The sequence below is a fragment of the Curtobacterium sp. WHRI 8282 genome, from assembly GCF_040223925.2.
Classification (GTDB): Bacteria; Actinomycetota; Actinomycetes; order Actinomycetales; family Microbacteriaceae; genus Curtobacterium; species Curtobacterium flaccumfaciens.
The window spans coordinates 39,984-62,553 of sequence record NZ_JBEHCD020000004.1; the positions used below are offsets into that span (position 1 = coordinate 39,984).

The 22,570-nt window shown below is 72.7% G+C and carries 15 protein-coding genes and 1 tRNA gene; 5 read left to right on the forward strand and 11 right to left on the reverse strand.

Annotation, left to right across the window (positions count from 1 at the left end; all coding sequences use genetic code 11):
• Nucleotides 1-5 precede the first annotated feature (5 nt).
• The 3 genes from ABRP24_RS14135 to ABRP24_RS14145 form a co-directional block, all read right to left on the reverse strand.
• A complete protein-coding gene (locus tag ABRP24_RS14135; RefSeq protein ID WP_176708976.1) occupies nt 6-917 on the reverse strand; it encodes a carbohydrate ABC transporter permease in 912 nt (303 codons plus the stop codon).
• A complete protein-coding gene (locus ABRP24_RS14140; RefSeq protein WP_027465915.1) occupies nt 914-1,891 on the reverse strand; it encodes a carbohydrate ABC transporter permease in 978 nt (325 codons plus the stop codon). The genes ABRP24_RS14135 and ABRP24_RS14140 overlap by 4 nt, the downstream gene beginning before the upstream one ends.
• 157 nt (nt 1,892-2,048) lie before the next feature.
• On the reverse strand, nt 2,049-3,311 hold the full coding sequence (locus ABRP24_RS14145) for an ABC transporter substrate-binding protein (protein ID WP_027465916.1): 1,263 nt from the start codon (nt 3,309-3,311) through the stop codon (nt 2,049-2,051).
• A 315-nt stretch (nt 3,312-3,626) separates the two neighbouring features.
• Here ABRP24_RS14145 and ABRP24_RS14150 point away from each other — a divergent pair, with 315 nt between their 5' ends.
• Nucleotides 3,627-4,955 carry a glycosyltransferase gene (locus ABRP24_RS14150; protein WP_214522755.1) on the forward strand — a complete coding sequence of 443 codons (1,329 nt, stop codon included), beginning with the start codon at nt 3,627-3,629 and terminating at the stop codon, nt 4,953-4,955.
• 145 nt (nt 4,956-5,100) lie between these two features.
• On the opposite strand, the gene ABRP24_RS14155 is transcribed toward ABRP24_RS14150, so the two are convergent.
• Nucleotides 5,101-6,414 carry a glycosyltransferase family 2 protein gene (locus tag ABRP24_RS14155; RefSeq protein WP_301626891.1) on the reverse strand — a complete coding sequence of 438 codons (1,314 nt, stop codon included), beginning with the start codon at nt 6,412-6,414 and terminating at the stop codon, nt 5,101-5,103.
• Nucleotides 6,415-6,571: 157 nt separating this feature from the next.
• Between ABRP24_RS14155 and ABRP24_RS14160 the strand changes: the two genes are divergently transcribed.
• The 4 genes from ABRP24_RS14160 to ABRP24_RS14175 all read left to right on the forward strand — a co-directional run bounded on the left by ABRP24_RS14160 (nt 6,572) and on the right by ABRP24_RS14175 (nt 10,537).
• A complete protein-coding gene (locus tag ABRP24_RS14160; RefSeq protein ID WP_155896838.1) occupies nt 6,572-6,745 on the forward strand; it encodes a hypothetical protein in 174 nt (57 codons plus the stop codon).
• Nucleotides 6,746-6,858: 113 nt separating this feature from the next.
• Nucleotides 6,859-7,791, forward strand: coding sequence for a beta-1,6-N-acetylglucosaminyltransferase (locus ABRP24_RS14165; RefSeq protein ID WP_301627907.1), 933 nt, complete (start codon nt 6,859-6,861; stop codon nt 7,789-7,791).
• Nucleotides 7,788-9,329, forward strand: a complete 1,542-nt coding sequence (locus ABRP24_RS14170) for an oligosaccharide flippase family protein (protein WP_349848862.1) — start codon at nt 7,788-7,790, stop codon at nt 9,327-9,329. The genes ABRP24_RS14165 and ABRP24_RS14170 overlap by 4 nt, the downstream gene beginning before the upstream one ends.
• The gene (locus ABRP24_RS14175) at nt 9,326-10,537 is read left to right on the forward strand and encodes a glycosyltransferase family 4 protein (RefSeq protein WP_214560557.1); all 1,212 of its coding nucleotides are present in this window, start codon (nt 9,326-9,328) and stop codon (nt 10,535-10,537) included. Before ABRP24_RS14170 ends, ABRP24_RS14175 begins: the two co-directional genes overlap by 4 nt.
• Before the next feature lie 20 nt (nt 10,538-10,557).
• Here ABRP24_RS14175 and ABRP24_RS14180 read toward each other — a convergent pair whose 3' ends face one another.
• The 7 genes from ABRP24_RS14180 to ABRP24_RS14210 form a co-directional block, all read right to left on the reverse strand.
• On the reverse strand, nt 10,558-11,526 hold the full coding sequence (locus ABRP24_RS14180; RefSeq protein ID WP_111056285.1) for a glycoside hydrolase family 16 protein: 969 nt from the start codon (nt 11,524-11,526) through the stop codon (nt 10,558-10,560).
• A complete protein-coding gene (locus ABRP24_RS14185; protein ID WP_371836756.1) occupies nt 11,511-13,367 on the reverse strand; it encodes a PIG-L family deacetylase in 1,857 nt (618 codons plus the stop codon). Before ABRP24_RS14185 ends, ABRP24_RS14180 begins: the two co-directional genes overlap by 16 nt.
• A gap of 58 nt (nt 13,368-13,425) precedes the next feature.
• Nucleotides 13,426-16,989 (reverse strand): glycosyltransferase, encoded by a 3,564-nt coding sequence (locus ABRP24_RS14190; RefSeq protein ID WP_349848867.1) that lies wholly within the window; start codon nt 16,987-16,989, stop codon nt 13,426-13,428.
• The gene (locus ABRP24_RS14195; RefSeq protein ID WP_301599562.1) at nt 16,986-17,951 is read right to left on the reverse strand and encodes a glycosyltransferase family 2 protein; all 966 of its coding nucleotides are present in this window, start codon (nt 17,949-17,951) and stop codon (nt 16,986-16,988) included. Before ABRP24_RS14195 ends, ABRP24_RS14190 begins: the two co-directional genes overlap by 4 nt.
• Nucleotides 17,948-18,886, reverse strand: coding sequence for a glycosyltransferase family 2 protein (locus ABRP24_RS14200; RefSeq protein ID WP_349848869.1), 939 nt, complete (start codon nt 18,884-18,886; stop codon nt 17,948-17,950). Before ABRP24_RS14200 ends, ABRP24_RS14195 begins: the two co-directional genes overlap by 4 nt.
• A 427-nt stretch (nt 18,887-19,313) precedes the next feature.
• Nucleotides 19,314-22,097 carry an AMP-binding protein gene (locus ABRP24_RS14205; protein ID WP_349848871.1) on the reverse strand — a complete coding sequence of 928 codons (2,784 nt, stop codon included), beginning with the start codon at nt 22,095-22,097 and terminating at the stop codon, nt 19,314-19,316.
• A gap of 379 nt (nt 22,098-22,476) precedes the next feature.
• A tRNA-Gln gene (locus ABRP24_RS14210) sits at nt 22,477-22,548 on the reverse strand.
• Nucleotides 22,549-22,570: the final 22 nt, after the last annotated feature.

A 22,570-nucleotide genomic window follows, 5' to 3' on the forward strand; every position in this document is an offset into this window, starting at 1 on the left:
GGTCGTCAGCCCTTCACGCCGCCGGCGGTGAGCCCCGCCACGATGCGCCGCTGGAAGATCAGGACGAGGACCACGAGCGGGATCGTGACGATCGTGCCGGCGGCCATCACCGCCGTGTAGGGCTCCTGGTGCGGCTGCGACCCGGCGAACGAGGCGATCGCCACGGTCACCGGCTGGGTCGCGTCGCTCGACAGCTGCGACGAGATGAGGTACTCGTTCCAGCTCGAGATGAACGCCAGGATCGCCGTGGTGAACACCGCGGGCGCCGCGAGCGGCAGGATGATCCGCCGGAACGCCTGCACCCGGGTGCACCCGTCGATGCGGGCTGCTTCTTCCAGGTCCCACGGCATCTCGCGGAAGAACGACGCGAGCGTGTACACGGTCAGCGGCAGCACGAACGAGATGCTCGGCAGGATGAGCGCCTGGTACGACCCCATCCACCCGATGTCGGTGAACAGCTGGAACAGCGGCGAGATGAGGGCGACGCCGGGGAACATCGACGCGGCCAGGATCGCGCCGGCGATGAGCGACTTGCCGCGGAACTCGAGCCGGGCGAGGGCGTACGCCGCCGTGGTGCCGACGAGCAGGGCGATGATCGTCACGACGCCGCCGATGAGCAGGCTGTTGGCGAGTGCCCGACCGAGGTGGTTGCCGAGCGACGTGGAGAACGCCGTCGCGTAGTTGTCGAGCGTGACGTGCGTCGGCCACGGGGTGGCGTCGAACGTGAACCCGACGTCGCGGAAGCTCGTCACCACCATCCAGTAGAACGGCAGGAGGCACCACACGGCGATGACGATCGCCTGCACGGCCGTGCGGATGCGCGGCCCGGTGTCGCGGCGCACGCGCACCTCGGTGCGGTCGACGGCGCGGTCGCGTGCTGCTGCGGTGGACCGGGGGCGGTCTGCTGCGAGGGTCACTTGAGTTCACCCTTCTGCTGGGCGGCCTGCGTCTGCACGACGTTGGCGCCGAGGAACCGGACGAAGACGAACGCCACGATGAAGATCACCAGGAAGGTGATGGTCGACAGCGCCGACGCGGAGTTGAAGCCCTGCCGGATCTGTTCGACGACCAGGATCGACAGGGTCGTGGTGGCGTTGCCGGAACCACCGCCACCGCCGGTGAGGATCGCGGGCAGGTCGTACATGCGCAGCGCGTCGAGCACGCGGAACAGGATCGCGACCATCAGCGCGGGCTTGATGAGCGGCAGGGTGATGAGCACGAAGCGCTGGAACGTCGAGGCGCCGTCCATCTTGCCGGCCTCGTAGACCTCCTCCGGGATCAGCTGCAGGCCCGCCAGGATGAGCAGCGCCATGAACGGCGTGGTCTTCCAGGTGTCGGCGATGATGACCGCCCACCGGGACGCCCACTCGCCGCTCGTCCACAGGATCTGCTGCCCGAGGACGTGGTTCAGCACGCCGTTCGCGTCGAAGATGAAGTACCAGAGCTTCGCGGTGACGGCCGTCGGGATCGCCCACGGCACCAGGATCGCGGCACGGACGAGGGCGCGGCCCTTGAAGTTGCGGTTCATGATGATGGCCATCCACACGCCGATGACCGTCTCGGCGAGCACGGTGACGACGGTGAAGAAGAACGTGTTGCCCATCGACACCCAGAACTGGGAACCGAGGCTGCCGGGCGGGCACGTGACGTTGCCGCACTGCTGACCGAGCCAGTGCGCGTAGTTCGTGATGCCGGCGAACCCGCCCTGCACGAACAGGCCGGTGGCCTTGTCGAGGCCCTGGTCGAGCTGGAACGACTGGATGATCGCACTGACGACCGGGTAGCCGATGACGATCGCGAGGAGCAGGATCGTCGGGCCGATGAGGTACACGGCCCACCGGCCGTGCTCGGCGTTGAGTCCGCCCTTGCGCCGTCGGCGCTTCGGTTCCATGCCCGTCGGGTTGGGGATGGCTGCGGGGATCTCGGTTGCTGCTGACACGTGTCGGCCTCCTTGCCGGGGGTGTCGGAACACAAGTACGGGGCGGACGGGAGGCCCGTGGCGGACCCGCCACGGGCCTCCCGTCCGATGCGGCGTGAGCCGCTGTGTGTCAGCTGCTGGTCGCCGACTTCAGGGCGTCCTGCATGTCCTTCATGGCTTCGTCGACCGACTTCGATCCCTTGAGCGCCGCGTAGGTGTTGTCCTGGATCGCCTTCGTCACCGCCGGGTAGAACGGCGTGACCGGGCGCGGCTCCGCCGACTCGATCGACTTGAGCAGCGTCGGCAGGTAGGGCAGCTTCGCCGTCAGCTCGGAGTCGGTGTAGAGGTCACCGACGACCGGGGCGAGCGACCCCTGCGTCGCGAAGAACTTCTGCGTGTCGTTCGAGATGAGGAACTCGAGGAAGTCGTGCGCCGTCGCCTTGTGCTTCGAGTACACGCTGATCGCCGCGTTGTGCCCACCGAGCGTGGAGGCACCGACGCCGTCGGCACCGGGGATCGGCGCGATGCCGAACGTGTCCTTGACCTTGCTCGAACCGTCGGTCTTCGCCAGGTTGTAGACGTACGGCCAGTTGCGCAGGAACAGCAGCTTGCCGGCTTCGAACGCGGTGCGGCCCTGCTCCTCCTGGTAGGTGATCGCCTCGGCCGGGATGTTCCCGTCCTCGAACGCGTCGACCAGGTTCTGCAGGCCGGCCTTGGCGTCCGAGGTGTCGACGTCCGGGTCGCCGCTCTTGCTGAGCACCGAACCACCGGAGCCGTTGATCGCCTCGGAGGCGTTCACCGTCAGACCCTCGTACTTCGCGAACTGCCCGGCGTAGCAGCCGATGCCGGCGTCCTTCGCGATCTTGCAGTCGGCCATCATCTCCTTCCACGTGGTCGGAGGCGTCTTGACGAGGTCCTTGCGGTAGTAGAGCAGCGCGCCGTCCGAGGTCTGCGGCGCGGCGTAGAGGGTGTCGTTGTAGGTGGCGGTCTTCACCGTCGACGGCAGGAGCTTCGAGGTGTCGATCTTCATGTCGCCGGTCAGCGGCGTCAACCAGCTCTTCGCGGCGAACTCGGCGGTCCAGACGACATCAACGTCGACGACGTCGTAGTTCGCGTCCTTGGCCTGGAAGTGCTGCACGAGGTCGTCGTGCTGCTGGTCGGCCTGGTCGGACTGCTCCTTGAAGGTGACCTTCTCGTCCTTGTGGGCCTTGTTCCACTTCGCGATGAGCGGGCGGACGACGTTCGAGTTGTCCTTGCCCTGCACGTAGGTGATGGGTCCGCGGCTGTCCTGGCCGCTCTTGGCGTCGTCCGAGCCGGCGCCGGAGCTCCCGCTCGAGCAGCCGGTGAGCACGAGGCCGATGACGGCGACCCCGGCAACGGATGCGAACCGCACCCTTGAGCGTGTTGTCTTCACAGCGTTGTCTCCTCGTTGAGATCACCAGGGGGCATCGACCGGGTTCGACGACACTGCCCTGGAGCAAGCGCCGCTGCCTGCTGGTGGAGGAAGCTACGCCCGGTCCAGCGGGAGCGCAACCGGTTGCATCGGTTCCGTGACCTGAGCGTGACCCATGAGGTTCCCGTGGCTTCCTGGGTGAGCGCTCACCCCCGTCGGGGGCACACGCGCCGCGCTGCGGAACCCCGCACGAACCCCGCCACTGCGGGTCCGGTCCGTTGTCCGGACACCGCGGGCGGTCGTAGCGTCCCGACCATGACCCTGCACTCCTCCGTCACCGTGCCCGGCCCCCGTCGGGTCGTCAGCGTCGACCTCGACGCTCCGCTGCCGCGCCTGGTCGCCGACGAGTCGGGTACCTCCGCGCTCGTCGTCGGTTACCGCGACGGCTTCCCCGTCACCACCCTCGACGTGCTGCTCACCGCGGACCCGGCCGACGCCGCCCGCGCTATGGCGCCCCTGGTGGACGGCCTCGCACGGACCTCCGGTGCGACCCAGACCCCCATCCCCGACCTCGACCTCCCGCTCATCTCGATCGTCGTGTCGACCATCGTCACCCGGGTCGAGGACATCCGGAAGCTGCTCGACTTCCTCGAGCACCTCGACTACCCGCGGTACGAGGTCATCCTCGTCGACAACCGCGTGAAGCTGCCCGAGGTCGACGCCCTGCCCGGGCTGCTCGAGGGCCGCGACGTCCGGCTGGTCACCGAACGCCGTCCGGGCTGCTCCGCCGGTCGCAACGCCGGGGTCGCCGCGGCGCACGGCGAGATCATCGCGTTCACCGACGACGACGTCCGGGTCGACGCACAGTGGCTCCGGTCCATCGGCACGCGTTTCGTCCGCGAGCCCGAGGTCGCCGCGGTCACCGGGATGATCCTGCCCGTCGAGCTCGAGACCCCCGCGCAGATCTGGTACGAGGCGTACTACGGCGGCTTCAGCGGCGAGCGCACCTTCCAGCCGGTGACGATCGTGCCGGACGACGTCCCCGGGGTCATGCGTCACGCGCAGGCCCGGGCCGTCCGCCCCGATGGCTCGGTGCAGAAGCACTTCGCCGTGTACGGCATCGGCGGCTACGGCGCCGGCGCGAACTGGGCGGTCCGACGGTCGGCCTTCGACGCCGTCGGCGGGTTCGACCCCGTGCTCGGTGCCGGTGTGCCCGCCCGCGGTGGCGAGGACCTGGCGATCTTCATCGACATCCTGTGGAGCGGTGGCCGGATCGGCTTCGAACCCCGCGCGGTCGTGCACCACCGGCACCGACAGGACCTCGCCGGGCTGCACGGGCAGCTCCACTCGAACGGCGTCGGGTTCACGGCGCTGATGTGCGAGCTCATCGCGAAGGACCGCCGGCACGCGATCGTGCTCGCGCGGCTGATGCCCCGCGCCGGCAAGATCAAGCTGAAGCAGCTCGTGTCACGACTGGCCGGCCGGCGTGACGCCGCGGCCGAGAGCATCACCGAGGCCTCCACGACCCGGATCCCGCGCTCGCTGGCCTACCACGAGTTCCGCGGCTTCCCGGCGGGCCCGGCGGCGTACTTCCGCAGCCGTCGGTTCTGGCGCGAGGTCGAGGAGGGCCGCTTCCGCCCGTAGGCGGCGTGCAGGAGACGTCCGCACCGGAACGGACGGGAGGCCCGTGGCAGCGTCGCCACGGGCCTCCCGTCCGTTCCGGTGCGTGCTGTGGAGCAGTGCACGCGGTGCGTGCCGTGCACGCGAAGCGCGGTCACCCGCGCCGCGGTCACCCGCGCCGCGACCGCCCGACGACGTACCGCCACGGTCCGCCCAGCGCCGCCACGAGCTCGACGCGCTTGAGGCCGGCCGTCGCCTCGCGGAACGCGTCGTCGACGGGCCACCCGCCGACGGCGTCCACCGCGGCGGACACCTGGTCCGCATCCGCGCCGGCGCCCTGTCCGAGCGCCCCGAGCTGCCGCAGCGCCCCGACCGCCCGACGGAGCACGGCCAGTGCGGTGCGGGGTCGCAGCATGAGCTTCGCGACCCACGCACCGAGGCCGGTGCCGTAGCCGAGCGCCTGCGAGCGCAGCGCCGCACGGTCCGGCCGGTGCTTGTGCCAGACGACGGCCGAGGGCTCCACCGCGAGCGCACCGCCGGAGAACAGCACCCGGGTGAACAGGTCGGGGTCCTCGCCGGCGCGGGCCAGGGTGCCCGGGCCGAGTGCGACGTCGAACCCGCCCAGGGCGAGCGCGGCCGAACGGCGGAGCGACATGTTGGCACCGGTGCCGAACGCGCCGACCGAGAACGGGAACAGCGGCAGGTCCGCCGGCGGCGCCGACGTGCGGAACACCCGGCGGTCGGTGTTGCGCGCCCAGGTCACGCGCTCGTCGAAGTACCGCTGCGTGGGGGTCCGGAGTTCGCCGCTGGGCACGAGGCCGGTCACGCAGACGACGTCCGCGTCGCGGGCGTACGCGTCGGCGAGCGCTGCGAGCCAGTGCCGGTCGACGACGACGTCGTCGTCGACGAAGGCGACCACGGCCCCGGACGCGAGGGCGAGTCCGGCGTTCCGTGCGCGCGAGACACCGGGTCGGGCCTCCAGGACGTACCGCAGGCGCGGATCCGCGAGCGACGTGACCACGTCGCGGGTGGCGGTGGTGGTGGGCGCGTTGTCGACGACCAGCACCTCGAAGTCGTCGTGCTCGGACGCGAGCACCGAGCGCACGCAGCGGCGCAGGTCCTCGGGCCGGTCGCGGGTCCCGATGACGACGGAGACGCGTCCGACCGGCGGCCCCGCGGGGGCGGCCGGGAGGCCCGTGGTGCGCAGGGCGCGCAGGGCCGGTCCCAGCTCGGCCGGGTCCACGCCGCCGTCCGCGTCGACGCCGACGTCGACGAACCCGGCGATCTCGCGTCCGTCGCGGACGAGCAGGCGGGCGCGGCGGAAGCCGGTGGCGCCGGCGAGTCCGACGGCGGACGCGGCGAGCGCCTCCTGTCGGTCGACGGCGCCGACCCAGGCCGCGCCGGCCCAGGCGGGCACGTCCGGGGACGGCATCGCGGGCGTGAGCGTGAGCACGCGGGTGGTGGTGGCCTGCTGGTCGGTCATGGTCCGATGCTCCGGTGGGGCTGCTGCAGGGTCAACGGCGGCCGCCCGCGGTTGCGGCGACGGTCGTCCGACTTGCGGTTTGCCGCCAGCACACGCCCCCGGACGGTAGGATCGTGAGGACGACTCGGCGGCAGCACGCCGGGCACGAGGAGGACGCATGTCGATGGGCCCCACCGACGAGCTCGGCGCCGTGCTCCCCTCGGAACAGAGCGTCTTCGTGGTCGACTCCGTGACCTGCGTCTGCGGCCACGTGCAGGACGCCCACGAGCACTACCGTCCGGGCACGGACTGCGCCCTCTGCGACTGCCAGAAGTTCCGCAAGAAGCGCTGATCAGGCCTTCCGGGCACTGATCGATCGGGGGCGGTGCGGGAAACCGCCGCTTCCCCGCAGACGGGCACGGGTCGCCTTGTCGGCCCCGGAACGGCGCGGTTAGCGTCGCGTCCATGGCCATCTCCCCCGCGGTCCCCGCGTGCATCGTCCTCGCCCACGAGGACCCGGCACACGTGCGCCGACTCGTCGAGGCGCTCGACCCGTTCCCGGTGTTCCTGCACTGCGACGCGCGCACCCCCGAGACGGTGTTCCGCGCCATGACCGACGGACTGCCTGATCGTGTCCGGCTGCTCCCCCGGATCCGGACCGGCTGGGCGCGCTGGGAGAACGTCGCCGCCGAGGTGTCCGGCTACCGGGCTGCCCTGGCCGAGACCGACGCCTCGCACGTGGCCGTGCTGACCGGCAGCGACTACCCGCTCGCGAACCCCGCCGAGATCACGGCCCTGCTCGAGGCGCACCGCGAGGAGTCGTTCATCTCGGTCAACCCGCTGCCGTTCGCACCGTGGGGCCGTGACGGCGGCATCTCCCGCATCCGCTTCCGGCACTGGGCGTGGCGGAAGCACATGCTCCGGCTGCCGGTCCCCCGCCGCGTGCCGGCGAACGTCTCCTTCGCCGGGGGCTCACAGCTCAAGGTCCTCGCCCGCCGGCACGCCGCCGCCGTCGTGGACACCGTCGACCAGCGCCCCGACCTGGTCCGGTTCTGGCAGCGCACCTGGGTCGCCGACGAGACCTTCGTGCCGTCGGTGCTCAACTCGCCGTCGCTGACGCCGGGGTTCGCCGACGAGCACGTCTCCCAGCCGCTCTGGTGGATCGGGTGGGACGGCACCGCGCGGAAGAGCCCGCCGTGGTTGACCGTCGCCGACGCGGGGCAGCTGCTCGAGCGTCGGACGGACGCGGACGTCGAGGTGCAGCACCTGTTCGCACGGAAGTTCTCGACCGACCGGAGCGGTGACCTGCTCGACGTCGTGGACGCAGCCTTCGGGCTGCGCCAGGGCGCGGCGTCGGCGTCGGCACGGCGGGACGCGGCAGCGGTGGTCGCACCGTGAGCTTCCCCCCGCAGACCCGCCGCGAGGCCCGCGCAGCGCGCGAGGCCGAGGCGCCCGCGCCCATCGCCCGGGAGCCCATCGTCCCGGAAGCCACCGCACCCGTGCCCGAGTCGCTCGACACCGGATCGGTCGCCGTGCGGAAGGGCGCCTCCGTCCTGTTCGGCCGCGGCCTGCTGTACGTCGTCGTCTGGTCGATGCAGCTCGTCGTCTCGTCGCTCATCTCTCCGGTGCTCGCACACCTCATGCCGCCGGCCGAGTTCGGCGTCCTCGCCTCGGCCATCGCCCTGTACCAGGCCCTCGTCGTCCTGGCCGTCCTCGGCATCGACCAGGCGTCGGTGCTGCAGCGGGCCGAGGACGGCGACGACCGCCGGGCGCGCGGCCTGCTCGCCGTCGGCATGGTCACCGCGATCATCGTCACCGTCGCGGCGCTCACCACGATCCCGGTCTGGGCAGACGCCGCCGGCTTCGTCGGCAACCACCCGCTGCTCCTCGTCGCGGTGCTCTGGACCGGCCCCGCCGCCATCGTGCAGATCTCCCTCGCGCTGCTCGTTGCCCAGGACCGCATCCGGGTCTTCGCGGTCACGAGCCTGCTGTCCTCGATCGGCGGCTCGGTCATCGGCCTCGGGCTCCTCACCTGGGTGCAGGCCGACGCGACCACCTACGCGTGGGGCGGCGTCGTCGCCCAGGGCGTGGCGATGGTCATCGGCATCGCGGCGACCCGTCCGCGTCTCGCCGGCCTGTTCGACCGCAAGACCACGGCCCGGGCGTTCCGCCTCGGCGTGCCGATCGCCCTCGGCAACCTGTCGTACTTCGTGCTGAACGCCGGCGACCGGATCGTCGTCCAGCGGCTGCTCGGCCCGGACGAGGTGGCCCGCTACCAGATCGCCTACGTCGTCGGCTCGGCCGTCATCCTGCTCCTGACCTTCACCAACCAGGCGTGGGCGCCGCACTTCGCCGCCCTCCGCGACCCGGTCGCCCGCCGGCAGCTCGCGATGCACTCCCGCGACGAGCTGTACCGGATGCTCGGACCGGTCCTGCTCGCGGTGACCCTGGTGTCACCGGTCGCGCTGCCGATCCTCGCCCCGGCGTCGTACCGCGTGCAGGAGCTCTCGGTCGTCGTCTTCGTCGTCGCGATCACCGCGTTCCCCGTCGTCGCCAGCGGTGCGACCGGACGCCTGCTCCTGGTCGAACGCCGCGGTGTCGCCGTCGGGGTGATCGCCGCGATCGCCGGCGCAGTGAACATCGGCGCGAACCTCGTGCTCGTGCCCGTGCTCGGCATCGCCGGCGCGGGCCTGGCCACCGTCGTCGCCTACGCGATCCTGGCCGCCATGCAGCTGCTGGCCCTGCCCGACCGCCGTGAGTGGCGCGGACCGGGTGCCCGGATCGTCCTGACGACCCTCGCCGCGCTCGTCGTGGCCGCCGCGTCCCTGCTCCTGCCGCAGGACGTCCTCTGGAACTGGGTCCGCATCGCCGGGGTGGTCGCCTGCCTCCCCTGGTTCCTCCGCCGACTGAAGACCGCAAGGGGTGGTGTCTCGTGAGACCGCGACAGACTGCACACGACGGCACCCGCCGACTCCGCGTCGGCGTCCTGGTGACCGGACTCGCCATCACCGGCGGACTCGAACGCTGTGTGCTCGAGGACACCCGCGAGCTCGTCGCCGCCGGCCACGAGGTCGAGGTCTGGCACCGGAACGCCCAGTCGCCGCGCGCCGCCGAGGGCCCACCGCCCTACGAGGCGATGGGCGTGGAGCTGGTGGAGGCCACCGACTACCGGTTCGGGATCACGACCGCGCTCCGCGACGCCTGGCGGTTCGCCCGCGAGGGGCTGCGGATCCGACGGTCGCACCTCGACGTCCTCTGGTTGAACCGGCCCGAGTACCTGCCGTTCGGCCGGGTCGCGTCGCTCGTCTCCGGAGTCCCGCTCGCGGTGCACCTGCACCACGCGCCGAACTACCGGCGGCTCGGCCCGATCGCCGGCGGCCGCACCCGCTACTTCGCCGTCTCGCACGCGATGGCGCGCGCCTGGGCGGAGTCCGGCGTGCCGACGGACCGCATCACGATCGTGCCGAACGGTGTCGACACCGACGCGTTCCCGGCCGCCACCCCGGCATCGGTGCACGACGCCCGCGCGGCACTCGGCATCCCCGAGGACACCCCGACGGTGCTGTACTACGGTCGGCTCACCCGGTCGAAGGGCGTGCTCGCCCTCCTGGAGGCATGGGGTCGCGTCCGCACGGCCGCTGCGGCACGCGTGCCGGTCACCACTCCCCCCGTGGCCGGTCACGCGGCGCCCGCGCCGCTCCTCGTGCTGGCCGGTGCGCTCTACCCGGAAGAGGCCGACGCCGTGCACGCCGCGATCGATGCGCTCCCCGCCGGTTCCGTGCTCGTGCTCCCCGAGCGGGACGACGTCGTCCCGCTCCTGCACGCCGCCGACGTCGTGGTGGCGCCGTCCCTCGAGCCCGAGGGCTTCGGGCGGGTCGTGGTCGAGGCGATGTCCGCCGGCCGTCCGGTCGTCGCCGCCGCATCGGGCGGCACCGGGGAGATCCTGTCGGGCGACTGGGCGCGCTACACCGTCGACCCAGCCGACCCCGACGCACTGGCGGAGAAGCTGCTCGACACCCTCGACGACGCCGAGCTCGACCCGTCCCTCGCCGCACGGTGCCGCGCGTGGGTCCGTGACCGCTACGGGCGCGAGCCGCACGTGCGAGCGCTGCTGCTGGCGCTGCTGGCACACGCCCGGCGCTGACCGCGCCGGGCTCGGCGCCGTCAGCCGGCGGCGGGGCCCGTGGACGGCAGCGTGGCCCGGGGGCTCTCGCCGTCGGCAGGCACGTCGATCGTCATCCAGTCGACCAGCAACGACCCGGCGGCGTCCCGGGGCGGCAGGCCCTCGAGGGATCCCGTCTGCACGACCAGGTGCATGCGTTCCACGGGGATGTCCTGCGTGGTGCTCCCGACGACCTCGTCGTCGACCAGGAACGACATCCGCGACGGCGTCCACTCGATCGTGTACGTGTGCCAGTCGGCCAGCGACGCGTCGGTCTCGTGGTGGACGCACTTCTCGGCCGGGTCGACCAGACAGTGCACGTTCAGCCAGGCGGGCGCACCGAGCGCGCCCTCGGGGAAGTCGATCTCGCCGTGCGCCCAGACGTTCTCGTCGCTCCAGAGCAGCACCGCCACCCCGTACCCGTCGACCTCGTCGCTCTTCATCCGGATGCTGTAGCGCCCGGAGGTCTGACCACCCCATCGTCCGTCGACGAGCGGGACGACCCCGCCGGCGAGCGGGGTGCCCGCCTTCGTCGTGCGCAGGTGCATGTCGAGCATCCCGTCGTGGGCGCTCAGCGTGGACGCCTGGTACCGACCGGTCCCCGCGGTGTCCGCGAAGCCGTGGTAGACGGTGAACCGGTCGTCGTAGGCCGCCTCGAACCCGCCCGACGGGGTGGTGTCGTCGAAGTCCTCCGAGAACACCCGCTTCCAGCCGTCACCGTCGCCGGTCGGCATCGCGACCCCGCTGGGTCCGGGGCCGACGGACGTCGTGCCGGTGGTCGCCGCGGCGACGGCACCGACCGCGACCACCAGGGCCGCGGCCACGATCGCGACCCGTCGTCCTCGTGTCCGGAGCGGGGTGCGGTGGCGGGAGGCGCCGAGGCCGTGCGCCGGTGCGGCACCGTGCGCGGCGGCCGACTGCTCGGCGACGGGGCGGGGGCCGTCCTCGTCCGGGGTCATCCAGCTGCCCACGCGCGGACCTCCGAGAGACCGACGTTGATCGTGCTGTTCGAAACCCCGGTGGTGGTGAACCGCACCCAGGTGACGTTCCGGGCGGTGAAGTCCACCGTCCGGGCGCTGCCGTCGTTCGGGAGCTCGCCCACGGCGACCTGGCTGCCGTCCGAGAACGTCAGCGTGCCGCTCGTGATCTGGTCGTCGCTGTTCGGACGGTCGTGCAGGACGATGCGCTGGAGCGCGACCGGGGCGGCCCAGTCGAGCTGTATCCAGATGCCGGTCCGTCCCCAGGGCACGGCCCACTCGGCGGTGTGGTCGACCGGGTGGCCGGACACCACGCCGTCGACGGCCTTCGCGACGGTCTGGCCGTCGGCCGGGTTGTCGGCGATCGCCGTCGGGGTGGCCGAGCCGGTGACGTCCCGCAGGCCCGGAGCGGGCGTGGGCGTGGGCGTCGGCGTCGGCGTCGGGGTCGGGGTCGGGGTCGGCGTCGGCGTCGGCGTCGGCGTCGTGCCGCCGCTGCTGCTCGCCGGCGACAGCGCGCGGATCTCGGCGAGGCCCACGTTCTGCGTGCCGCCACTGACCGAGGTCACCGTGAACCGCACCCACGTGACACTGCGCGCCGCGAACGTGACCCGCTGCACCGCACCACCGTTACTCAACGCCGGCACCTGCACACTCGAGCCGTCCGAGAACGTCAACGTCCCGCCCAGCACCTGGTCCACCGAGTTCGGCCGATCAGCGAGGTCGACCGCGTCCAACGCCGTCGCCTTCGCCCACCCGAGCTGGATCCACGTCCCCGCACGACCAGAGGGCGCGACCCACTCCGCCGTCGGCGCATCCGGGTACCCGCTCACCACACCATCGACCGCCTTCACGGCCGTCTGACCGTCAGCCGGGTTCTCCGCACTCGCCGACACCGACGCCGAACCCGTCACGTCCGTCCGCGTCGGGGTCGGGTCCGTGGGGTCGGTGGGGTCGGTGGGGTTCGTCGGCACCGGCGAGCCGGCGGTGTACTGCCTGCTGAGCCACGAGGTCTCCGGTCGCGCCGAGCAGGCCTGGTACGACGCGCAGGTCTCACTGTCATGGGCGGCGTAGGTGAAGAACGCGTCGGCCTTCGCCTGGGTCTGGGCCGTCGTCAGGTTCGCCGGACGGTCGGCGATCGGGTACCCCATGTACCCGGTGAAGCCGTGCGCGCCGGTGTACTGCCGCTGCACCTGGTCGGTCAGGTACGCGACCGTGTGGTGGTCGCTGTGGTCCCCGTCGCCGTACTCGCCCTCGTGGTCGAGGGTGTGGATGTCCGTCGGTGCGAAGTCCTGCACGATCCCCTGCAGCGTCGCCCGGAGCTGCGCGAGCGTGTACGTGGCGCTGTGCGGGGCGTCGGCGACGGTGTGCAGGGTGTCCATGTCGCCCGTGTACAGGCGCTGGAGGCTCTCGTACCCGTTCGCCCAGAAGCCGTTGCCCTCGACGTTGCCGTCCGGCAGGTCCATGAAGACCAGGCTGATCCGCGGGTCGGCAGTGAGGGTCTCGGTGAGCAGGGTCCGTCCGGCGACCGTCGTGGAGCCGGTCGTCGACGCCGGGTCGACGCCGGCCATGCTCGCGTAGGCGGCCATCAGCCCGACCTGGCGTTCCTGCCAGTACCAGTCGGGCTTGCCGGCGTCACCGGCGGTGACGATCACGGAGCGCACGCAGCGTCCCGCGTCGATGTCCTTCCGCAGGTCCGTGCCCTGGAAGAGCAGGTCGTCGTCGGGGTGGGCGACGACGTTGAGCACCCGCCCGGCGCTGCAGTCCGCCGCCGCGGCCACGGCGGGCTGGACCGCGAGGTTCGGCGCGACCAGCACGGCGAGCACCGTGGCGACCACGCCCGCGACGGACGCGACGGTGGCCCGTCGCGTCCGTCGCGGTCTGTCGGAGGTCGGTTCAGTCGGTTGCATGGCGCAGGCCCTCCGTCGTCAGTTCGTACATCGCGGTCGTCCCCGACGACCAGACCCGCTTCCAGTAGGGCGAGGACGCCATGGCGGCGGCGAGCTCCTGGTAGTCGGCGTCGCTCTGGTAGCCGTACCGCTCGTCGTAGGCGCCGAAGGGCTCCGCGACCAGGGCGTAGTAGCCGGTGGCCGACCAGTTCACGACCAGTTCCCGCGTCACGTTCGACAGGTCGGCCTCGGCGTCGTAGCCGCCGGTCGGGTCCGGGTACGGGCCGAGTGCTTCGCGGGACAGGTAGCCCACGTCGAAGTACCGTGCGCCGGTGTTGCTCGGGACGGCGTTGGCCGAACCGGTGAGCAGCATCACGGAGCCCGCGGGCGCCGTGCGGTCGTAGTACTGCGTCGCTGCGGACTGGCTCCGGGTCATGACGCGGTTCCAGTCGAGCGAGGTCTGCCCGAACGCACCGATCGCGACGAGCGCTGCCACCGCTGCTCCGGCGACCGCGAACCGCACGGCGGACGGGCGCATCCCCCGCTGCAGGACCGCCGCGACCGGGGCGAACCGACCGGCGGGCATCGGGAGCGCCGCCGCCAGGATCGCGATCCACGGCGTCGCGAAGAGCACGACGCGGAAGACGCCTTCCTGGCCGTAGTTCGTGGCGACGAGCAGCGAGATCGGGCTCGCGGCGGTGGCGAGCAGCGCCCAGTGCGTCCGGTCGCGCCGCATCAGCACGGTCACCAGGGCGATGAGCCCGAGCACCACGAGCGCGGCTGCCGGGATGTCGAACGCCAGGCGCGTGACGAGCGGCTTCGGCAGGACGGTCATGTCGTGCGCGGGCGGCTGCACGTTGTCGAGCACGCGTCCGACCGCAGCGAGCGACAGGAACCGTCCGAGGATGTCACCGTTCAGCGCGGCGAAGACCACCGCCGGCACGAGCACGACGACGGGCAGCCACCAGGGGCGGAGCATCCGGAAGACGATGAGCGTGACGAGTGCGGCGACCGTCAGGTACGGCGAGATCTGGTGCGTCACGGCGAGCACGATGCCGATGAGGGTGATCGCGATGATCCGCGAGAGCCCCACCCGCCGTGCCCGCGGCTTGGCGGCGACCGAGCCGTCGGCGGTGGTGACGGCGGCGTCGCGCAGCGGTCCGGTGGCGAGCACGAGGATCACGATCGACATCAGGATGCCGGTCGACTGCGGCGAGAAGTACGTGGTGTTGAGCGAACCGGTCATTGCGGTCAGCAGCGCTGCGATCCACGGCCGACGGGCGCCGGGCAGCCAGTGCGCCGCCAGGACCCCGACCGCGATGGTCGTGCTGAACGCGAGCAGGACCGGCACCCAGGCGGCGATGAGGATCGTGTTGACGATGCCCCCGACGTCGGCGACCCAGGCGGCGCCCGCGAACAGGCCGGACCACGTCTGGAAGATGTCGGCCGACGGGTTGGTCCCACCGAACTGGCGGATGTACTCGACGACACCGATGTGCCGGGCCGCGGCGGTCACGGTCGGCACGCCGTACGTGATCGCCTGGGCGAGCTGCACGACACCGCCGAGCACGACGACGGGCACGGCGAGCCCGCGGCCGCGCACCAGGGCGATGACCGCGGCGGCGACGACGAGCACGAGGCCGACGACCAGGCCCGGGCCGAGCGAGCCGAACAGTCCGGCCGGCACCGGGTCGCCCATGTGGGTGAGCGCGGCGACGACCACGACGACGAGCCCGCCGAGCGAGAGCGCCGTCACGGTGGCGGTCGTGCTCCACCGGGGCCGAGCGGTCGCACGGTGCATGAGTCCGGCGCGACGGAGCTCTGCCACGTCACGGGGTACCGAGACGGCGAGCGCCGCCGCGGTGAGCACGACGACACCGACGAAGGGGGCCGCCGGCGCCCAGATGTGGAAGGTCGCCATGGTGTACCCGATGGCGATCGTGCCGACGAGCGACCCGGTGACGGCGAGGACGGCGAACCGTGCGAGGGACATCGGACGGACGAGCAGCATCGGGGCGACCCCGAGCAGGGCGAACAGGAAGACCGCGACGGCGCTCGCCCGCAGCGTGGGCAGCTCGACGACGCTGCCGACGGCGGCCAGCACGAGCGTCAGCACGACGATCGCGGCGGCACCGAGTCGCGCCGCTGGCCCCATCGCGCCACCGGGGGTCGGTCGCGCCGGCCCGGCGGTGTCGAGGCCGCGCTGCAGCTCGTGGCGGCCGTGCGCCGTGCGGTCGATCGTTCCCGCGCCGCCCATGCGTTCCCGGAGCGCCAGGACCGGAGCGGTGAGCACGGAGCGCCGCTCGACGCGACGCAACCGACGCTTCGTCGCCGCGAACTCCGCGTCGACGGCGTCGACGGTGTCCGCCTCGCGCGCGGTGCTCGTCCCGTGGCCGTTCGCCGGAGCAGCGTCGGCAGCGTCGTCGCCCTGCTCGAGGCCGAGGCGCGCGAAGGCGCTGATGGCCTCCGGTGCCGCGTCCACCGAGGCGGTCAGCGTGTCGCGGTCGAGTGCGTTCTTGGTCATCCAGGCTCCGAGTCCGTGGCCGTGCGCGGCAGCGGCGGCGCGGAGCGACGCGACGTCGTCCGCCGATCGCTGCCACGCGATCGCGGCCGGTTCGACGGCGATCGCGGATCCGGCGAACAGCAGTCGTGTGAAGAGGTCGAGGTCGTCGCCGCCGCCGACGCGGGTGCCGGGGCCGAAGGCGGTGTCGAACCCACCGATCCGGAGCGCGGTCGCGCGGTGCACGGCGAGGTTCGCGCCGGTGCCGTAGGCCGAGGCGGCGAAGGGGTGCAGCGGGAGGTCGTCGACCGGGTCGTCGAGCCGGAACACCCGGCGGCGGACGGTTCGCCCACCGGGGGTGCGGTCGTCGTGCCAGCGCTGCGCCGGCGTCCGGAGCTCGGCACTCGGCACGAGCCCGGTGACGCAGGCCACGTCCGGGTCGGCCGCGAAGGCACGGGCGATCGCGGCGATCCAGCCGCCGTCCACGACGGCGCCCTCGTCCACGAACGCGACGACGTCGCCGGTCGCGACGAGCAGGCCGGCGTTCCGCGCGGCGGCGAGGCCGCCGTCGGGCGCGGCGATGGTGGTGACGCGGCGTCCGCCGATGTCGACGGTCGCCACACCGCCGTCGTCGGCGCCGTGCGAGACGACGACGACGTCGAAGTCGGGGTGCCCGTTCGCGAGCACCGACCGCATGGTCGTGCCGGCGGCACCGTCCGTGCAGAGCACCACGGTGACGGACGGCAGCACCAGACCTGCTGCCGGCCGACGCTCGGGTGCCGGCATGGGCCGAATCGCGCGCTGCAGCGCACGGACGTCGATGGTGCCGCCGATGCGGCGGCGTTCGGTGATCTCGGCCTCGACGAAGCCGAGCGGCTCGCCGTGGTCGCGCACGAGCAGTCGTGCACGCCCGTACCCGGTCGATCCCTGCAGGGCGATGACGTCCCGGTGGCTCGACGCGTGCACGTCGGCACGGTCGACCTCGCCGACCCAGAGCGCGCCGTCCCAGGTGGGGACGAGCGGCCCGGTCACGACCGGCGAGAGGACCATCGCCAGGGTCGCGCGGGTCACGGTGTGCCCACCGGCTGCGGGAGCGGGGCGGGTGCGGGCGGGGTCCGCACGACGACGGTGCCGAGGACCCGGCCGACGGCGTAGCCGGCGACCGTCGAGACGACGGAGAGCGCGATCGCGTACGCCCGCAGGCCTCCGCCACGACCGACGTGACGCAGTTCGCGCAGCACGGCGCCCGGGATCACGCGGGTCAGGTAGGTCGACTCGCTGGCGAGCGAGTCACCCGTGCCGACCCGACGGCTCAGCACGGCCTTCGAGATGCCCTCGTAGTAGCTGCGGCGGCGCAGGTAGCGCATCGTCACACGGTCCGGGGAGACCCGGTGCGAGACGTTCGAGCGCGGTTCGTGCCGGATCCGCGCGCCGGGACGGGCCTGGGCGATGCGGATGCAGAGTTCGGTCTCCTCGCAGCCGAGCGGCTGGTTGCCGACGCGGCCGATGCCGGAGCGGAAACCGCCGGCGAGCAGGATCGCGTCGCGGCGGAACGCCATGCTCGACCCGATGACGTTGCGGACGTCGCCCGGGGTCTCGGGCAGCCCGCGGTACGAGCACCCGACGATCCAGAGCAGTTCGTCGGCGTACGGGCCGGGGCCGGTCGCGGCCGGCCAGGACGGCGTGGCACGACCGCCGACACCGACGACGTCGGGGTCCTCGAGCGCGGTGAGCATGTGCCCGAGCCAGTCGGGGTCCGCGGTGGCGTCGTCGTCCAGGAACGCGACGACGTCGGCGTCGGTCAGGGCGACACCGGTGTTGCGGGCCCCGGAGAGTCCGCGGTCCTCGGTGTTCGGGACGACCCGCAGTTCCGGCCAGCGCGCGGCGGCGCGGGCCAGGAGCTCGGGCTCGTGGTCGATGACGACGACGACCTCGGGGCCCTCGGGCTGGCGCTTGGCCGACTCGACGCTGTCCTGCAGGTCACCCCAGCGCTGCTGGGTGTAGGCGCAGATGACGACCGCAACGGTCGTCACGCGACGTCCTCCTCGAGGGCGACGACGGACGCGACGACGGACGCCCCGGCGACGACGGATGCCCCGGCGACGGCGGACGCAGCGACCGGCGACGCAGCGGCGGGCGCAGCAGCGACAGGAGCAGCAGGCGGCGCGGCCAGCTGCTCGGCCGGCGGGACGACGCTCATCGCCGCGCGACGGACCTCGGCACGGCCGATGGCGGCGCGACGACGCTCGTGCATGATCGACTTCAGCACGCGGATGCCGTCGGTCACGGCGTTGAGGTTGCTGGAGCCGTGCACCCGGAGCTTCTCGTGACTCGGCACCTCGGTGATCGCGAGCTCGGCGGCCGACCAGCGGCAGGTCAGGACGGTCTCGATCTCGAACCCGTCGCCCCACAGCATCGAACCGTCGGCCGGCTTCGGCAGCTCGGACGACAGCAGACCGATCTCCGGCAGGACGTCCGCCCAGAAGGCGTTGTAGCCGTAGCAGAGGTCGCTGTAGCGGGTGCCGAGGATGATGTTGCAGAGCATGTTCAGGCCGCGGTTGCCCATGTTCCGGACGATCGTGATGTCGTCGCTGCCACCGCCGAGCGAGTACCGGGTGCCCTTCGCGACGTCGGCGCCGTCGATGAGTGCCTGGACGAACCGCGGGATCTCGTCGGGGTCCGCGGAGCAGTCGGCGTCGAACATGACGACGATGTCGCCGGTGACGGCCTCGAAGCCGCAGGCCAGGGCGTTGCCCTTGCCCTTGCGGGTCTGGTGCACGACGCGGATGTCGGGCATCACGCGCTGGGCGGCGGCGATGGTGTCGTCGACGGAGTTGCCGTCGACCAGGATCACCTCGTACACGGGCGGGAGCTTCGGGAGGATGATCTCGAGGTTGCGGGCCTCGTTCCGTGCCGGGATGACGACGGAGACCCTCGGGTCTGCAGGGCGAACGGTACGTGCGGGCATGGCGCGGTCCTGTCGGGTCAGGGTTGCTGTCGGGTGGTGGCTCGTCGAGACGAGCGGCGCGTCCTCGGATGACGCATCGACGACGGTGACCGTCGTCGGTCGAGCAGCGGGACGCGGGTACGACGCCGCCTGCTTGCCGCGGGTGAGTGGGTACTCTCCCCCGCGGTTCCAACCATCGCCGTGGCCAGCGGGAGGGTCAATGCGCGGTGCGGTCCCTTGCGGACACCCGGGTGCGGATACGGAAACCCGCAACCCTCGTGCAGGTCGGCCCTCCGGCGCGGCGGCCGGCGGGCGGTGGACGCAGGACGAGCGGACGGGCGCGCCCCGCAGAGCGGCAACGCGAAGCGCTGCGCGGGGCGCGCTGACCGAGCCTGCGAGGGAGGTGTGCCAGCCGGCACCGCGCCTCCCGTCCGGTCGTGGGCCGGTCTCAGACCTGCGGCACGTCCGCCGTCTCGAAGGCGGCCCGCAGCGCGACCGCCAGCTCGGCGACGTGCGGTTCCCGCAGCAGCGACGTGTGCTCGCTCGCGATCCGCACCATCTCGGTGGGCCCGCGCAGCAGGGCGGACCACCCGGCGGCGTCGGGGTTGGCGTCGGCGAGGACGTAGGTGGCCCTCCCGTGGAACGGCGTCGGGTGGTGGCGCCTGGTGACGATCTCGGCCTGGTCGAAGAACGCGTCGAAGTCCTTCTGCCCACCGTGCCGCAGCACGCCGGCCGTGTACGCACGGAGCCGCTTGGCGAACAGCGCCCCGTACGGCACACCCGCGGGCAGCACCCGCCTGACGGCGCGGTCGAGCCCCCGCTGCACGGCCCGGACGGCGGTGTTCGGCTGGTCGCGCGGCTCCATCCGGCCGAAGTGCAGGCGTGCCTGTTCGGACTTCGTGCGGGGCAGGTAGGTGTCGAGCAGGACGACGTGCTCCACCTGCTCCCCGCTCTCGGTCAGGAGCCGGGCGATCTCGAGCGCGACGAGTCCGCCGAGCGAGTGCCCGACGAGCAGGTACGGGCCGCGGGGCTGCACGATGCGCATCAGGGCGAGGTAGCGGCGGGCGCTCCGCTCGATGTTCCAGTCCGGCATCCCACGGCGCTCGAGGGCGTGCTGCTGGAACGCGTACAGGTCGTGTGCGGGCAGGTGCCGCGAGAGCGGCAGGAACGTCAGCGCCAGGGCACCGCCACCGGCGAAGCAGAACACCGGCGGACGGCCGCCCTCGCGCGCCTCGGACACCTTCACGACGTCGGGGTGGCTCGGCAGCGCGCTCGTCCCGCTCCGCACCCGTCGGGCGAAGGCGCGGAGCGTCGGGTGCTCGAGTACGTCCGAGGAGCGCAGGTCGACCCCGAGCCGGTCCTGCACGACGGCGAGCATCTCCTCGGCGGACAGCGAGTCGCCGCCGAGCGCGGAGAAGTCCTCGTCCAGGTGCACGCCCCGGAGGCCGAGCACCTCGGCCCAGATCTGCCCGACGACGAGCTCCCACTGGTCGTACTCGCCCTCGACCATCTCGGTCTCGACGCTCGGCGCACCGGGGAGTTCGGCCCGGTCAACCTTGCCGCGCTCGTTCCGCGGCAGTTCGGTCATCGGCACGATCGACGCCGGCACCATGTACTCGGGGAGCCGCTCACGGAGCGCCCGGCGGAGCGCGCCCGGTGCCGGGGTGCGGTGCCCCGGGCGACCGACCACGTAGGCGACGAGCCGGGTGACGGAACCGGGGTCGACCTGTGCCGTCACGACCGCGTCGTGCACCTCGGGGACCGCGCGGAGGGCCGCCTCGACCTCACTCGGCTCGACCAGGTAGCCGCGGACCTTCACGGCGTCGTCGGATCGGCCGAGCAGCACGAGCCGCCCGTCGGGGTCGACGCGTGCCAGGTCGCCCTGCCGCCAGCTCGGGGTCCCGACGGGGATGCCGGCGACGGCCTCGGCTTCGCCGGTGTGTCCGGCCCGTTCGGCGGTCTTCTCCGGCGCGCCCCAGTAGCCCGCGGTCAGGGCGTCGGAGACCACGACGAGCTCGCCGGTCTCCCCCGGGTCGGCAGGGCTGCCGTCCTCACGGAGCACGAGGACCGTCTTGCCGGGCAACGGCCACCCGGCGGGCACGACGCCCTCGGGCACCGGCTCGCCCGGGGTCACCGGGCAGTAGGCGACGCACGCGGTCTCGCTCGAGCCGAAGGCGTTCAGGAGCAGCGTGTCCGGGTCCAGGTGGGGTCGGGCCGCGGCGAGGTCGGCGCCGGTGACGGACTCGCCCGTGGTCATCAGGAAGCGCAGCCCGCCGAGCACCGGTGCGGTTCCGGCTGCGGTCCCGTGCGACCCGGGGGCGCTCTGCGACCCGATGATCGAGCGCAGCAGGTGCGGGGTGCAGACGAGCACGTTCACGTCGTCGTCCCGGAACCGCCCGAGCAGTCGCTCGACACCGAGTTCACGCGGCTCGAGCAGCACGATGGTGCCGCCGCAGAGCAACGTGTCGAACGAGAACAGGAGCCCGGCGGCGAAGGACAGCGGCAGGACGACCCCGAGCCGGTCGCCGGGGCCGAGGCCGAGCGCGACCGCGTCCTGCTCGGCATCGGCGATCTGCTGCCGGTGCGTCAGGACGACGCCCTTCGGCATGCCGGTCGAGCCGGAGGTGAAGACGATGGCGAAGGGGTCCCGCCCGCCGGGGCGCACGCCGACGGTGTCCGCCGACGGGGCCGCGCCGGGACCGCCCGCGTCCAGCGGTTCGCCCGTGTCCAGCAGTTCGCCGAGTGCGTGCACCCGGCCGTCCCGCTCCGCGACGACGGCAGCGGCCAGCGCCGCACGCTCGGTGTCTGCCACGATCTCGTCGACGCCGGCGAGCCGGGCCACGTGCGCCAGGCGTGCTGCGGGCAGGTGGTCGTCGAGCACCACCACGGTCCGTCCGGCACGCACCAGCGCGAGGATGCCGATCACGGCCTCGGTCGACTGCCCCGCCATCAGCCCGACCGGCTTCGACGCCCCGCCCGGGGTGTCGCCGACGCCGGCGCCGCTGTGGTCGTCGGGTCGGAGCGTCACGGCCAGGGCTGCGGCCAGCGCGCGCGAGGCCCGGTCCGCTTCGGCGTAGGTGTACGGGCGGCCGTCGCCCGCGAGCGCGGCGGCGTCGCCCCGGAGTGCCACCACGCGGTCCCAGCGGTCCAGCACGGAGTGGTCGGCCGCCGCGGGCACGGCTGCGGGGTGGTTCCAGGGATCGACGGTCGTTAGCGGGTCGACGGAGGTCACGATGACACCTCGGGTGCTCAGCAGCGGACCGCCACGACTCCCGCGACGGTCTTCCGACCGTAGGTCCGCGCTCCCCCCGCCCGCGAGCAGTCGAGAGCCCGGTGCGGGGAACCGCAACCGGCCTGGAGGCGCGGCCTGCGCCCGCCACGGACGGTACGGCTCCGGAACGACCGGACCACCGCCGTGGGCGCCTTCCGCACGGCGGCTCGCGCCGGCTCGGGGATCGTGCGGTTCCGCGCAACCTCCGGATCAGCCGTGGCGTGACCGTGGATGAGCCGTGCATCCCCGATGAGGACGCTCGGAACCAGCGGGGCCGCGAACGAGAACAGCCTGGAACGAGAACAGCCCCCGGGAGATCCCGGGGGCTGTTCATCGAGTGCTGGGGTACCTGGACTCGAACCAAGAACGACGGTACCAGAAACCGCTGTGTTGCCAATTACACCATACCCCAAAAGGCCTGTCGGCCTTCTGGC